The organism is Microcoleus sp. K1-B1 (assembly GCF_036704705.1).
Lineage (GTDB): Bacteria > Cyanobacteriota > Cyanobacteriia > Cyanobacteriales > Microcoleaceae > Microcoleus.
On the sequence record NZ_JAUBSH010000015.1, the window covers coordinates 80,029 to 94,206 of the forward strand.

Here is a 14,178-nt window from a genome sequence, read left to right on the forward strand (position 1 = left end):
GCGGACTTTTTTTCACTTGACGATGGGTGTGGGATGAGTTTGGTTCAAGGGAATCTCAATAATCAACTCGGTTCCCTCTCCGGGGGCAGAAATGCAAGTCAATTTGCCACCGTGTTGTTCTAGCACAATTTCGTGGCTAATCGCCAAACCTATCCCCGCACCTTTGCCCACCTGTTTTGTGGTAAAAAAAGGCTCAAAAATTTTCTGGCGCACTTTTTCTTCCATGCCCCAACCGTTGTCCTTGATCCGAACTGCTACGGCTTTTTTTCCCGGACAAAGTTCAGTCACAATCCGAATTTGTCCGTACTTAACTGGCTGTTCTTTGTCCCCGCCGTGCGAGGATAAATTATTGTTGACAAAGGCCTCTTCGAGAGCATCAATTGCATTTGCCAATACATTCATAAATACTTGGTTGATTTGAACTGCGTAACACTCAACCAAAGGCAGAGAGCCATATTCTTTGATGAGATGAATTGCGGGGCGATCGGGCTTCGGTTTGAGTCGGTTGCTCAAAATCAGCAAAGCGCTGTCCAATCCGTCGTGAATGTCAACTGGTTTAATCTCTGCTTCGTCAATTCTAGAGAAGTTTCGCAGCGATTGAACTATCTCGCGGATGCGGTTAGCTCCTACTTTCATTGAACCCAGCAACTTCGGTAAGTCTTCAACTATGAACTCTAATTCTGCTGCTTCTATTTGTGCTTGAATTTCTGGCGAAGGCGACGGATAGTGCTGGTCGTAAAGATGCAATAAATTGATCATTTTTTGACTGTATTCATTAGCATAGCTAAGATTGCCGTAGATGAAGTTAATCGGGTTAGTGACTTCATAAGCTACCGCCGCCACCAACTGTCCCAAACTAGACATTCTTTCGCTTTGCACCAATTGAGTTTGCGCCCGCTTAAGTTCGGACATCGCTGTTTTTAAATTAGCAGTTTTTTCCCGTTCCCTGGCGACTGATTCTTCTAGTGCTGTATTTAACTTTTCTAGTTTATCGACTTGACACAGCACTATATTAATCATTGCTTTTTTCAGTTCCAAGGCCGCGTCTATTTCGCATTGTTTCCAAGGCAACGATTTGTACCTCACATTTTCTTTCCACAGCTCGAAGGATTTCCGAGGAGAGAGTCGAGGGTTGCCATCTTCATCGGTTTCAACTGGTTTGTTGGGGTTGCCCGCCCAATTTACGGTCTTAATTACTTCCGGGCGAAACCACAAAACGTATATTTTCTGCGTCGGCGATATTGCTATAGCCAAACACCCGCTGGCTGTGTCTTTAAATTCCTCAGCTTCTGGATAGCATTTGGTGAGCGAGTCTGTATAAAAAATTTCTTTATTTAAATGCTCTTGCACCCAATTAGTTAAGTATTTGAGCGCTTCTCCTTGAGGTGTTTGCCCTACTTGATAGCAATTGTCTCCAAATACTATTGCGGCTCCCTGGGCGTTGACTGCTTCTAGCAAATTCTGCTGACATTTAACTAACACTTCTGACAAGTTGTCGGACGTGGATATGTCTTCAAAAATCTTGGTTTGAATGGATTTTAAGTGTAGTTTGTAGTCGTAGTCTTCGTTTCCTTCTTTTGATTGCAGTTCTAAGGACATTACTTGCCCGATAAATTCGCAGGCGGCGCGCAATTCATAGTTGAGGTATTTTGGTGTATAATTGTGGCAAGCAATCAATCCCCACAGTTTTTTGTCTTTGATTAACGAGATTGACATCGAAGCTGCAACGCCCATATTTTGCAGGTATTCTATGTGAATGGGAGAAACGCTTCTCAATACGCTGAAACTCAGGTTTAGGGGCTGGGTTGTGACAGCATTATTTCCTGAAACAAGGGGGACTGGTTGATAATTAATATCTGGGATTAACCTCAGCCAATTTAACGCATACAGTTGTCGGGCTTGTTTGGGAATATCTGAACTTGGGTAGTTTAATCCTAAGAAAGGACTCAGCATTTCTGCTTTGTCCTCAGCGATTACAGCGCCGTTGCCTTCGTGGTCAAATTGATAGACCATGACTCTATCAAAACCAGATATTTTTCTGACTTCTTCTACAGTTATTTGAGATAATTCCTTGAGATTTTTGGCGCTTTGAATTTTGCTGATAGTGGCTCTCACTGAATGATAAAAACTGAAAACAGAAAGATTTTCTGGGTTTGTGGCTAATTCCAACTCGACCATCAATACTTCGTCTACTCGGTGGAGGATGCAGTCAAATTCTAAATATTTACCTTTGTTTATGACAGAGAGTTTAATGGGATTAACGGTTTTTAAGTTTTCATTACACAAACAAAGCTTGAGTTTTTTGAGTTGAACTCGATTGAAGAATAAGCTCAAATTTCGACCGATCGCACTTTCCGGCTCTACTCCTAACAAATCTTGCGTATTTTCGCTGACTTGCAGTATTTCTAGTTCAGGTTCTCGTACAACAAGTAGCACCCCGTGTGGCTGAATGTGCCCCGATATGTGAATGGGTTCTCTGTCGCAGTTTGTCAAGTCAACTTCTTCGAGTGCGGGAATTGTGATTTGTAGATCCATTTTCTTTGTCTTCCGCTGTAAAATGTCGAGAGGGTTCTAATGATTGGAGATTGGAGAGCAAAGTGGCTTTTCCATAGTAATCTCATATTGTTCGATCGCATAACGGCTCTATCCCTGGACGGATGCTGAAAATCAATCATCCGAGAATCAGCGCATCAAAAATGTTAGAAAATCAGCCTGCCGTATGTGTTGCTGTTTTAGCAGCCTCAGCCTTATATAATTTTTACCGACTTTGCTCTTCTCTACTATCGATCCCCGATGTTAATTATCATAGCAATTTTTGGCATTTTTCAAGAAGGTTTAATAATTTCCCAAAACTTTAATAGTTGTGGTAAAATTTTGCCTGCTGGAAAAGGGGGAGAGAAATGCGTCTCCAGAGCGGCCTACTTACTGAAATATTAAGTTAAGGTAAGGGTGACAAGATCTGAAAGTAAAGTCACGCTAAGCTCTTTAAGTATACCCAACAGGCCCGACAATTAGACTGATGATCGACTTCAATACAGTTACTGAATTTTCTCATACCTACTGCATAGCTATCTGTGCCTTTTTAGTTCCGGCAAACTTGCTGACTACTTTGCAGACAGCGATTTTGATAGGACTAAACCGACCTCGAATACAAATTTGGGCGTCTGTGGTTGTCGCCAGCCTTTGGGCTACAGCAATGATATTTCACGTTTTTACCTGGTTTGCGATCGGGGTAGTAATGCCTCCGACATACATCTTGCTAGTTATGGCAATCACTTGTCTGACAATCAATGTCTGGGCGATCGCTCATCCTGCAAGCATGATGCAATTAATTAGAGTTGCGGTATCAGTTGTTAGGGGAGGTTTAAGAAGGAAGAAGGATTTAGTTGTCTAAAAACTAAAAAAGAATGGCAGGGGGTAATGTGAAAAAAATCAGGGAAAATATGGGTTTCAGAAGAGTTTTTCGGGAGACAAATCGTGCTTCCGAGGGCTGAGTTTTCAGGGGTTATTCCGGTTCGCGATCGCGACAATCTTCTGTTTCCGGGCCGCGGGGATGGATCGTGCAGTTGAGCAGGTAGCCGCCGTCGCTTCTGCCGTAATAGTAGCGGCATCCGATGCAAATTGCGGGAGGTTCGATCGCACTTTGGTAAACCGGATAATCCGCAGTCGCCAGCAGCGAAAAGTCCCGCTGCGTCTGAACATTCCCGATAATAGCGCCGGAGAGTTCGACAGCTTGGCGGATGTTTTCGATCCTGGTGTAAGGCGGCAGGTAAATGTCAATACAAAGGCGTAGGCCCTGGCTATCCTGATCGTGGCGGGTAATAGTGCCTCCGAGCAAACCGACGCGCGAAGCGATAGCCGAGGAAAATTCGCTCAGGGAGGTGCAGTAACCGGAGAAAACGTGAATATGTTCGTCCGTAGTAGCTCTCACAGTCACGCGAGTGGGAATTCGCAATCTCAGGTAAGCGTCGAGTTCGTCAAAAACCGGTTCGGCGAGGGAGAGCATTTGGTTTGCGTCTTCGTGGTTGAGCCCAAAACCCTTAGAAACCTTGGACACGAGGGCTGCTAAAATATCAAAAACTTCGGTTAAGAGGGATTGTAGCCTGCTATCAATGGCGATCGGACATTCTCTCAGCAGCTTTAAATAATCCTCCAACCGATGAGCAATGCGCTGAATGCTGCTAAATCCGAGCATAGCTGCTCCCCCTTTAATCGAGTGCGAGGCTCGGATGAGCTGGTGTATTCTTTGGGGATCTGGCACGGTATTTTGCAAACCTTGCAAGCCTGGTTCGATAATTTGGATCTGTTCTGTGGCTTCTTCGATAAAGTAGCCGATGATCCGCTGTAGTTGTTCTGGCAGCATAATTTTATTCTCCTAAAGGCACCCAAGTATTGTTAGTCATTAGTCAGACCTTTGATAGTTTTGAATCGATATTTCACTGATCAGTTATTGGGGTTTTTAAGCCCTAATTTGTTTTATTCTGACTCACTGCAACTGTAGTGGCAATGTCGAAAACTGTTAACTCTTAACTGTTGACAGTAATTTTTTTTGCTCCGACGGTAGCGATTGCTACCCCCAACAGCAGCACCGCAGCACCTGCGAGTACCGCCGGCGCCGGCACTTCCCCAAACACCAAATAACCCAACCAACTCGCCCCAACCGGTTCAAACAAGATGGCAAGAGTTACCAGAGTTGGGGAAATCTGCACTACGGCCCAGTTCAAAATGGTGTGGCCGACTAACTGAGGCAAAGCGGCTGTTAACAAAATATAAAAATATACAATGTCAGGGTAATTAGTATAAGTAGTGCCGAAGGCGAAGGGGAGAGGCAGCAGGACGATCGCAGCAACAGTATAGGCGATCGCGATATAGCCACCAATTCCCAGTCCCCGCCGCTGAGCTTCCCTGCCCAACAGCAAATACAAGCTGACAGCCCAGGAACCAGCCAGAGCCAGGAAATCGCCAAGCAGTTGGCTGCTGCCAGCATTAGCTGCGCCCGCACTTCCAAGGGCGATCGCCATTCCCCCAGTCAGGGCTATAGTAATGCCAGCGATCGACATTTTGCTGAGTTTTTCCCCGAACCAGAAACGCGACAACAGCGCTACCCAGACAGGATTAGTCGTGACGAGAGCAGTCGAGGCGGCGATCGAAGTATAAGAAAGTGAGGTAATCCAGAGGGCAAAATGCAGGGCGAGACACAAACCCGCAGCAGCAGCATAGCGCCGAGTTCCCGGTTGCAGGGCGTTCCACTGAATTTTCCGCCAAGCCGGAAGCAGAATTAAAGCAGATAAAGTCAGACGAGAGGCCGCGAGCACCAGACTGAAACCCAAACCGCCCGCCCCTGCGGAAAAGTTAGCCAGCCGAATTAAGATTGATGAAGTTGAGACAGCTAAAACCCCAATAATTAACACTAGGGCGATCGACCAATTAGGCGTTTGTTTCGGAAGATTCATTTTTTAGGCATTGGGCATTGGGCATTGGGCATTGGGCATTGGGCATTGGGCATTGGGCATTGGGCATTGGGAAAATTTATATAGCAATTTTCACATAATGCTGAACACTTTCTGAAGACTTTCTCTTCCCTTCTCTTCTCCTATCTTCCTTCGTGTCCTTCGCGTCTTCGTGGTTCGTTAAAAAAAAACCGATCGCCATTCTTAAAAAATTCCCATATCCAAGAAATATTAATGTATAGTAGGGGCAGGGCGGGTTTATGAAATTGTATATTACGGGCAATTATTGTTTGCGAACCCGCCCTACAAAATTCAACATCAAACAAGTCCGAATCATCTCGTTTCCGGTTGCATCGGTATTATTCAAACAGTCAACAGTCAACAGTCAACAGTCAACAGTCAACACTCATTCCGGTTCAGCCGGAATTGATCTTACAATTTATAACTATCTATGGCTCCTACAGTTTTGATTACAGGCGCTTCTCAAGGAAGCGGCAAAGCAACAGCAATTTTATTTGCAAGTAAAGGTTACGATGTAGTTATGGTAGCTCGCCAGCCAGAGAGATTGGCAGCAGCAGCGGCTCAAGTGCAGCGAGAAGGCACTTCCGCTGTAGCTATTCCGGGGGATGTTGGCGATATTCATCAAGTGCGCGCGATCGTCCAAAAAGCCCTAGATGCCTGCGGCAACATCGATGTTTTAGTTAACAATGCTGGCATTTGTCTCACGGGGGCGATCGAGCACACTACCTCCGAAGACTGGCAGCAATTAATGAACACCAATTTTTGGGGCTGCGTTAACACAATTCAAGAAATGTTGCCACATTTTTTGGAACGAAAAACAGGGACAATAGTCAATGTTGGTTCCATTGGTGGCAAAATGCCTTTACCTCAAATGACTGCTTATTGTGCCAGCAAATATGCAGTAACCGGTTTAACAGAAACTTTGCGATTGGAATTAGCGCCTCAAGGTATTCACGTTTGCGCTGTGCATCCGGGCCTGATTAACAGCGATTTTTTAGAAAGAGCTCAATTTCGCGATCGAGACGAACCCGCAGTCGAATTGCGCCGTCAGCAAATGAGCAAAATGCTGAAATCTGAGTGGGCAACTCAGCCAGAAGATATTGCTAAAGCTATCTGGGATGCTGTGAAGAATCAGCGTGCAGAAGTTACCGTCGGCCCTGCTTTTTTGGCATCTGAAGCTTATCGGTTGTTTCCCGGTTTGATGCAGTGGGCAATGGAAAAGGGCAAGTTATAATCCTAATTGGTAATTGCTAATTGGTAATTGCTAATTGGTAAGGTGCGCCATAAGCACCAGACAAATTATTAGTAACGCGCATCAGTCCTAGGGGTCGGTTCACCTGAATATATACAACTAAAGAAAGACAGTGTGAAAGCCGCCCCAACACTATAATGGCAAACAAACCAGGAAATATACCATGCAAATCAAAGCACTAGCAGTTAAAAAAACAGGCGGATTGCTTGAAGAATACAAATTCGATGTCGCCCCTCCAAAAGTACATGAATGTATTATAAAAGTTTTAAGCTGTGGCATTTGTCACTCTGACTTGCACATGATTGACAATGACTGGGGTCAATCAAAATATCCCCTCGTTCCGGGCCACGAAGTTATCGGAGAAGTGGCAGAAATAGGCCCGCAAGTGACTCATTTAAAAGTGGGCGATCGCGTTGGTGTCGGTTGGCAAAGGTCGTCTTGTTTGCAGTGCCGCGACTGCTTGCGCGGTAACGAAAATCTCTGCGATGAAAACCAGGGATTAATTGTTACAGGCCCGGGCGGTTTTGCCGATTATTTGATGGTAGATTCCCGCTTTGCTTTTCCTATTCCCAAAGGCATCGATTCCAAAATAGCGGGGCCGCTGTTGTGCGGCGGAATTACGGTTTACGCCGGTTTGCGGAATGCAGGGATGAGTTCTGGCCAAGAAATTGGCATTCTCGGCATCGGCGGATTGGGACACATGGCGGTGCAATTTGCGAAAAAATTAGGCAACCGCGTTACAGTTTTTACTACTTCCCAAGATAAGGCAGAATTTGCACATAAAATGGGGGCGGACGAAGCTATTGTAGTAGGAAAAGGTGAAGTTCCTCAAGCCCCCAGCAGCAAATTAGATATTTTGTTGAGCACTGTTCCTGCTGCTTTAGATTGGGTTCCTTACATTGATTTTCTCGATTCTAACGGTGCGCTTGCTTTTGTGGGAGTTCCCGACGAACCTTTGAGCATTCCGTTATTTTCGCTGCTGGTGAAGCAACGCCGAATTGTGAGTTCTCTCATCGGCGGTCGCGCTATGATTAATGAAATGCTGTCAATTGCAGAGAAGTTTGGGATTGAGCCGATTATCGAAGTTTTTGCGATCGCACAAGCGAATGAAGCAATGCAGAAAGTCCGCGACAATCAAGTGCGCTATCGCGCAGTTTTGACGGTGAGTTAAATAAAGGCTAATCGGTAAGGTGCGCCTAGCGCACCCTACTAGAGATATATAAGCAACGAATTAAAGCACAGAATTAGCATTAATAAAACGACCGTTTAAATCGGCTGGGGTCACATTCAAAACAGTACCCAACAACGCATTAGTAAAACCAAATCTAATATTAGTAGCTTCCACACGGCCGTTGCCATCGGGATCGAGACTTCGCTGGGAGATGCCACCCTTGCCTAACAAACTCGTTCCCCCCGTTATAGTTGCAGGATCGATCAGCAGCAGTCTCGGATCGTTCAAGCTATAACTTACCTCTTCCAAAGAGATATTGCTGCTGGTAAATGCCACACTAATGCCAATCGAATCGCTAGACTTATCAAAATCCACAATTACCGCGTCAGGAACTTCAATTCCAACTACTCTGCTTCCCGCTTGATCTACTCGCAAAACAAAAACATCATTCCCTGCACCACCTTGGTAAATATCCACCTCTCTGTCGCCAATTAAAGTATCATTACCCTCACCGCCCACTAACAAATCAACACCTTGTCCGCCGCGCAGCAAATCATTTCCCGCACCCCCATCAAGAAAATCGCTATTTCTATCTCCTGTCAAGAAATCGTCGCCAGTTTCTCCCAAAACATCGTCATCATCTTTGCCGGCATAAATAGAATCATTGCCGACACCGCCTAACAGACTGTCTTTACCATCGTTGCCGAAAATCCGTTCTGCATCTGACGAACCCCTGACAGTATCATTGCCGCCCAGCATCCAAAGTCCCCCAGGAAAACTAGCAAGTTGTCCTGGTGCAAGTGTAATATTTTCAGGAGAATTGTCTCCTACCAAACGAGAGATGCCTGAATTATCTGGGGTGAGTACCATAATTGTAAACTTTGTGCGATGTGAGGATGGATATTGTGCAATATTCTACAGTTTATTAGGGTGCGCCAGAACACAGTTACTTCCTGACTCGCGATCGAGCAGTCGCTGGCGCACCCTACTAGATAGCTCGATCGCTCCATCTTGGCACAAGCCTGATGGAAATACCCTAGATTAAAATAAAAGTTAAAATTTGAGCCGATGCCAATTATCTTAGTTGAAGACTTGAGCAAAGTTTATCCAGTAGCGATTAAAGAACCGGGACTTAAAGGAACAGTGCGACACTTTTTTAGTCGCACTTACCGCAATGTCAAAGCTGTTGAGGGCGTTTCTTTCAGTATTGAATCTGGGGAAGTGGTGGGGTTTCTCGGCGCTAACGGTGCGGGCAAAACTACTACGCTGAAAATGCTGACGGGTTTGATTTATCCGTCTGCGGGTACTGTGAGAGTGTGCGATCGTACTCCTTTTCGTCGGGAAGCAGATTTTCTGCAAAAAATCACCTTAGTGATGGGGCAGAAACAGCAGTTAATTTGGGATTTACCTGTGCTTGACTCTCTACGAATCAATGCCGCAGTCTACGGCATTCCCGATGCAGATTATCGGCGGCGAGTCGGAGAATTGACAGAGATGCTGTCACTAGAAGGCAAGTTAAATCAGCCGGTACGAAAGCTTTCTTTAGGCGAACGCATGAAAGCTGAATTGATGGCGGCCCTGCTGCACCAGCCGGAGGTATTATTTTTAGATGAACCGACTTTAGGTTTGGATATAAACGCACAGTTTAGCGTTAGGCAATTTCTGCGAGAATATAACGAGCGCTATCAAGCAACGGTGCTGTTGACGAGTCATTACATGGCTGACATTACTGCTTTGTGCAAGCGCGTTTTGTTAATCCATGAAGGGCAATTAGTTTATGATGGCAGTTTGGACGGATTGCTCGACAGGTTTGCACCTTATCGGGAAGTTCAGGTAAAATTAGCTAAGCCGCTGGAAAAAGATAGTGCTTTTGCTTACGGCGAGGTAGAATCTATTGAGGGACAATCGGTGCGATTTTTGGTGAAAAGGGAAGAGCTGACGGTGAGCGTGGCGAAGATTTTGGCGGAGTTAGAAGTGATAGATTTGACTGTTACCGATCCGCCAATTGAAGAGGTTATTGGTAGAGTTTTTCGCACGGGAAAAGTGTAATGTTTTTGGCTGGGTTGATTTTCCATAGCAGGCAATATATCTGTTTCACTAAAGTTTCAATATTTTGTGGAACGGGCATCTTGCCCGTTGCTAAAACCGAAAAATTGAACAGGCAAGATGCCTGTTCCACGAGAGTTTCAATATTTTGTGGAACGGGCATCTTGCCCGTTGCTAAAACCGAAAAATTGAACAGGCAAGATGCCTGTTCCACGAGAGTTTCAATATTTTGTGGAACGGGCATCTTGCCCGTTGCTAAAAATGAAAAATTGAACAGGCAAGATGCCCGTTCCACGAGAGTTTCAATATTTTGTGGAACGGGCATCTTGCCCGTTGCTAAAACCGAAAAATTAAATCTAGAATTGATATGAACAGAATTGTTAAAATTGCTAAAACTTTGCTAGTTACCTACTACGCTTATATGCTCGAATACCGGGCGGAACTGTTTTTGTGGGCGCTGTCGGGAGCTTTGCCGTTTATCTTGATGGGTGTCTGGATGCAGGCGGCCGAAACTGGTCAATTTGGGCTGAATTCGATCGACTTTGCCCGTTATTTTTTAGCGGCTTTCATTGTCAGGCAAACAAATGTAGTTTGGGTGATTTGGGAGTTTGAAAAGGAAGTAGTGCAAGGCAGGCTATCTAATAAATTGTTGCAGCCTCTCGATCCCGTATGGCATCACTTCGTATCTCACATTTCCGAAAGGTTTGCGAGGCTGCCGTTTGTATTGGGATTAGTGCTGCTATTTTTTGCACTTTACCCGCAGTCTTTTTGGCTGCCGAGTTTGGGCAGGTTTTTGCTGTTTTTGTTGGTTATCGTCTTGGCTTTTTGTCTGCGGTTCCTGATACAGTATACCTTTGCGCTGTTTGCTTTTTGGCTGGAAAGGGCAAGTGCGATCGAGCAATTCTGGTTTCTAATTTACCTGTTTTTATCGGGACTTATCGCGCCGCTAGAAGTGTTTCCTGCACCCGTGCGCGAAGTAGTTTTGTGGACGCCGTTTCCTTATTTGATTCATTTTCCCGCTTCAATCTTGATCGGATTGCCCGTAGATCTAGGCCGCGGTTTGTTGGTAATGTTGGGTTGGAGCGCGGTGTTTTTTGTGTGGAATCGCTGGCTTTGGCGGCAGGGCTTGAAGCAGTATTCGGGCATGGGAGCGTGAATTACCCAGGACTGATGCTACAGCATTCCTCATATGCGAGAATGGTTATGAATCAAGTGGGCATTCAACCCACTTAATTTGTGCGTTTTCATCCCCTCGCTTCACTCGTAAGGTTTTGGGCGCGGGACTTCCCGCTTGTTAGTTAAATAATAATTAAAATTTATAAAACTCTAGAGTCCGTCCTAGTATAATACTAATCCTTTTGTCAAAAAGACTTAGGTGAAGCACCGTATTTACCTCGATCGCAGACATCATGCAAAAATGCAATCGCGAGTATTCGACAATTGCATAAACCTCCATTTTTTGTATATATAAGTACAAAAGTTTACAATAAACTCTTATATTAATTAACCCAACGACTGATAAACGGGATAAAAGAGATTCTAATGACAGCCAAAAAAAACCTCATTGTAATCGGCAATGGCATGGTAGGTCACAAGTTCCTGGAGTTAATGGTGAGCTCGGATGCTGCCAAACACTGGAATTTAATTACTTTTTGTGAAGAACCGCGCGTTGCTTACGATCGCGTAAACCTCAGCGGATTTTTCTCTGGCAAAACAGCGGGAGATTTATCTTTAGTTGCACCGGGATTTTATCAAGAAAACGGCATCCAAATTTATATCGGCGACAAAGCAGTCGCCATTAACCGGGAACACAAAATAGTCTCTTCAGCCAACGGTTTAGAAGTTCCCTACGACAAAATTGTTCTCGCGACTGGTTCCTATCCATTTGTGCCATCAATTAAAGGCAAAGACGCTACAGGAACTTTTGTTTACCGGACAATTGACGACCTGGAAGCGATGTCCGATTACGCTAAAAATTGCAAAACAGGCGTAGTAATTGGCGGCGGTTTGTTAGGTCTAGAATGTGCTAACGCCCTGCAAAATATGGGATTGAAAACTCACGTTGTTGAGTTTGCGCCGCGGCTGATGCCCGTGCAAGTTGACGAGATGGGCGGGGCAATTCTCCGCAGCAAAATAGAAGAGTTGGGGGTTTCGGTTCACACCAGCAAATCAACCACAGAAATTGTCAGCGAAGATGGCAAAGTTACTAAAATGCTGTTTGCTGACGGTTCGGAATTGGCAACAGATATGATTGTCTTTTCTGCTGGCATTCGCCCCCGCGACGAAATTGCCAGAAGTTGCGGTATAGAAGTAGGAGAACGCGGTGGCATTTTGATTAATGATAGCTGCCAAACCTCCGATCCTGACATTTATGCGATCGGAGAATGCGCGCTGTATCAAAATCGCATCTACGGCTTAGTTGCGCCTGGGTATACAATGGCAAGCGTAGCAGCAGATATTTTGAGCCGTGTAGCGGATGACGCGCAAGATGCCCGTCCCACAAGCACTTTTACAGGTGCGGATATGTCCACTAAACTCAAATTATTGGGGGTGGATGTCGCTAGTTTTGGAGATCCTTTCCCCAAGTCGGGCGATGCTAAAGAAATTGTTGTCACTGACACCTTCCAAGGCATTTACAAAAAATTAGTTTTAAATCAAGACGGCAGCCGAATTTTAGGCGGAATTCTCGTGGGAGATGCTTCGGCTTACGGCACTTTGCTGCAATTCATGCAAAATGAAATTGCTCTGCCGCCGCATCCCGAAGATTTGTTAATGCCACCGCGAGAAGGGGGAGCAGCGGCCGGTTTTGGAGTAGACAGTTTGCCGGATTCCGCTCAAATTTGTTCTTGCAATAATGTTACCAAAGGGCAGATTTGTGCAGCAATTCGCGATCATAATTTAACCGATGTTGCCAGCGTCAAGAAATGCACTCAAGCTGGGACGGGCTGCGGCGGCTGCGTGCCTTTAGTGACTGATATCTTCAAGTCGGAGATGAAAAAAGCTGGGTTTGCAGTCAAAAATCATCTCTGCGAACATTTTGAATATTCCCGTCAAGAATTGTACCACTTAGTGCGTTCTCAAGAGATTAAAACCTTTGAGGAGTTGATTCAAAGACACGGCAAAGGTAAGGGTTGCGAAATTTGTAAGCCGGCTGTTGGTTCGATGCTAGCTTCTACTTGGAATGACCACATTTTAGAGAAGTCTCACGTCGGTTTGCAAGATACGAACGATTACTTTTTGGCAAACATTCAGCGCGACGGTACTTATTCGGTGGTGCCCCGAATACCGGGGGGAGAAATCACTCCCGATAAGTTGATTGTTTTGGGTGAAGTTGCCAGGGATTTTGGGCTTTATACTAAGATTACTGGCGGGCAACGGATTGATTTGTTTGGAGCTCGCGTGGATCAATTGCCGCATATTTGGCGGCGGTTGATTGATGCGGGATTTGAGTCGGGACACGCTTACGGTAAGGCTCTGCGTACTGTAAAATCTTGTGTTGGTAGCACTTGGTGCCGCTTTGGGGTGCAGGATTCAACGAGTTTGGCGATCGAGGTTGAATTGCGGTATCGTGGTTTGCGATCGCCCCACAAGCTCAAATCTGCTGTCTCTGGTTGCACTCGCGAATGCGCGGAAGCTCAAAGTAAAGATTTTGGGATAATTGCGACAGAGAATGGTTGGAATTTGTATGTGTGCGGCAACGGTGGTATTAAGCCACAACACGCGGTTTTGCTGGCGACGGATATCGATAAGGAAACGCTGATTAAGTATATCGATCGATTCTTAGTTTTCTACATCCGCACCGCCGACAGATTGGAACGCACTGCTACTTGGTTGAACAAACTTGAGGGCGGAATTGAATACTTGAAACAGGTGATAATTGATGATTATCTGGGCATTTGTGCTGAATTAGAAGCGCAGATGGAACATTTAGTGAATACTTATCAATGTGAGTGGAAAACGACGATTGAAGACCCACAAAAGGTGCAGCGGTTCCAGCATTTTGTGAATTCCGATTTGCCTGATCCGAGTATTGTTCGTGTTGCGGAACGGGGACAAACGCGGCCGGCTAACGAACATGAAAAGGCTCTGGCTGGAGTTTCGGAATAACCCATATAATCGGGTTTCCAAGCAGAGCCTAGGAAACCCGGAGATCCCCCCTAGCCCCCCTTAATAAGGGGGGAACAAGAACACTAGATTGAAGTAAATTAATCTCGTTCCCAGGCTCTGCCTGGGAATGA

11 protein-coding genes are annotated in these 14,178 nt (G+C 45.4%); 6 read left to right on the forward strand and 5 right to left on the reverse strand.

Annotation, left to right across the window (positions count from 1 at the left end):
* Positions 1 to 12: 12 nt before the first annotated feature.
* Positions 13 to 2,535, reverse strand: a complete 2,523-nt coding sequence (locus QUA83_RS08225) for an ATP-binding protein (protein WP_333292494.1) — start codon at positions 2,533 to 2,535, stop codon at positions 13 to 15.
* Between the two features lie 484 nt (positions 2,536 to 3,019).
* Here QUA83_RS08225 and QUA83_RS08230 point away from each other — a divergent pair, with 484 nt between their 5' ends.
* Positions 3,020 to 3,394, forward strand: coding sequence for a hypothetical protein (locus tag QUA83_RS08230; RefSeq protein ID WP_333292495.1), 375 nt, complete (start codon positions 3,020 to 3,022; stop codon positions 3,392 to 3,394).
* A 111-nt stretch (positions 3,395 to 3,505) separates the two neighbouring features.
* On the opposite strand, the gene QUA83_RS08235 is transcribed toward QUA83_RS08230, so the two are convergent.
* Entirely contained in the window at positions 3,506 to 4,363 is an 858-nt protein-coding gene (locus QUA83_RS08235; RefSeq protein WP_333292496.1) for an Hpt domain-containing protein, read from the reverse strand.
* 163 nt (positions 4,364 to 4,526) lie between these two features.
* On the reverse strand, positions 4,527 to 5,453 hold the full coding sequence (locus QUA83_RS08240) for a DMT family transporter (RefSeq protein ID WP_333292497.1): 927 nt from the start codon (positions 5,451 to 5,453) through the stop codon (positions 4,527 to 4,529).
* A gap of 448 nt (positions 5,454 to 5,901) precedes the next feature.
* Between QUA83_RS08240 and QUA83_RS08245 the strand changes: the two genes are divergently transcribed.
* Positions 5,902 to 6,705, forward strand: coding sequence for an SDR family oxidoreductase (locus QUA83_RS08245; protein ID WP_333292498.1), 804 nt, complete (start codon positions 5,902 to 5,904; stop codon positions 6,703 to 6,705).
* A gap of 181 nt (positions 6,706 to 6,886) precedes the next feature.
* Positions 6,887 to 7,894, forward strand: coding sequence for an NAD(P)-dependent alcohol dehydrogenase (locus QUA83_RS08250; protein ID WP_333292499.1), 1,008 nt, complete (start codon positions 6,887 to 6,889; stop codon positions 7,892 to 7,894).
* Positions 7,895 to 7,954: 60 nt separating this feature from the next.
* Here QUA83_RS08250 and QUA83_RS08255 read toward each other — a convergent pair whose 3' ends face one another.
* Positions 7,955 to 8,764, reverse strand: coding sequence for a calcium-binding protein (locus QUA83_RS08255; protein ID WP_333292500.1), 810 nt, complete (start codon positions 8,762 to 8,764; stop codon positions 7,955 to 7,957).
* A 198-nt stretch (positions 8,765 to 8,962) separates the two neighbouring features.
* Between QUA83_RS08255 and QUA83_RS08260 the strand changes: the two genes are divergently transcribed.
* The gene (locus QUA83_RS08260; RefSeq protein ID WP_333292501.1) at positions 8,963 to 9,943 is read left to right on the forward strand and encodes an ATP-binding cassette domain-containing protein; all 981 of its coding nucleotides are present in this window, start codon (positions 8,963 to 8,965) and stop codon (positions 9,941 to 9,943) included.
* Here QUA83_RS08260 and QUA83_RS08265 read toward each other — a convergent pair.
* Positions 9,909 to 10,265: a hypothetical protein gene (locus QUA83_RS08265; protein ID WP_333292502.1), complete on the reverse strand. Its 357-nt coding sequence runs from the start codon at positions 10,263 to 10,265 to the stop codon at positions 9,909 to 9,911. The two genes, QUA83_RS08260 and QUA83_RS08265, sit on opposite strands and share 35 nt — an antisense overlap.
* A gap of 42 nt (positions 10,266 to 10,307) precedes the next feature.
* On the opposite strand from QUA83_RS08265, the gene QUA83_RS08270 reads away from it, so the two are divergent.
* Positions 10,308 to 11,096, forward strand: coding sequence for an ABC-2 family transporter protein (locus QUA83_RS08270; protein ID WP_333292503.1), 789 nt, complete (start codon positions 10,308 to 10,310; stop codon positions 11,094 to 11,096).
* 386 nt (positions 11,097 to 11,482) lie between these two features.
* On the forward strand, positions 11,483 to 14,047 hold the full coding sequence (gene nirB, locus QUA83_RS08275) for a nitrite reductase large subunit NirB (protein WP_333292504.1): 2,565 nt from the start codon (positions 11,483 to 11,485) through the stop codon (positions 14,045 to 14,047).
* Positions 14,048 to 14,178: the final 131 nt, after the last annotated feature.

Bases quoted from the DNA above. Each gene is read 5' to 3' on its own strand.
- QUA83_RS08225 (WP_333292494.1), bottom strand. From the start codon at position 2,535: ATGGATCTACAAATCACAATTCCCGCACTCGAAGAAGTTGACTTGACA.
- QUA83_RS08230 (WP_333292495.1), top strand. From the start codon at position 3,020: ATGATCGACTTCAATACAGTTACTGAATTTTCTCATACCTACTGCATA.
- QUA83_RS08235 (WP_333292496.1), bottom strand. From the start codon at position 4,363: ATGCTGCCAGAACAACTACAGCGGATCATCGGCTACTTTATCGAAGAA.
- QUA83_RS08240 (WP_333292497.1), bottom strand. From the start codon at position 5,453: ATGAATCTTCCGAAACAAACGCCTAATTGGTCGATCGCCCTAGTGTTA.
- QUA83_RS08245 (WP_333292498.1), top strand. From the start codon at position 5,902: ATGGCTCCTACAGTTTTGATTACAGGCGCTTCTCAAGGAAGCGGCAAA.
- QUA83_RS08250 (WP_333292499.1), top strand. From the start codon at position 6,887: ATGCAAATCAAAGCACTAGCAGTTAAAAAAACAGGCGGATTGCTTGAA.
- QUA83_RS08255 (WP_333292500.1), bottom strand. From the start codon at position 8,764: ATGGTACTCACCCCAGATAATTCAGGCATCTCTCGTTTGGTAGGAGAC.
- QUA83_RS08260 (WP_333292501.1), top strand. From the start codon at position 8,963: ATGCCAATTATCTTAGTTGAAGACTTGAGCAAAGTTTATCCAGTAGCG.
- QUA83_RS08265 (WP_333292502.1), bottom strand. From the start codon at position 10,265: ATGCCCGTTCCACAAAATATTGAAACTCTCGTGGAACGGGCATCTTGC.
- QUA83_RS08270 (WP_333292503.1), top strand. From the start codon at position 10,308: ATGAACAGAATTGTTAAAATTGCTAAAACTTTGCTAGTTACCTACTAC.
- nirB (WP_333292504.1), top strand. From the start codon at position 11,483: ATGACAGCCAAAAAAAACCTCATTGTAATCGGCAATGGCATGGTAGGT.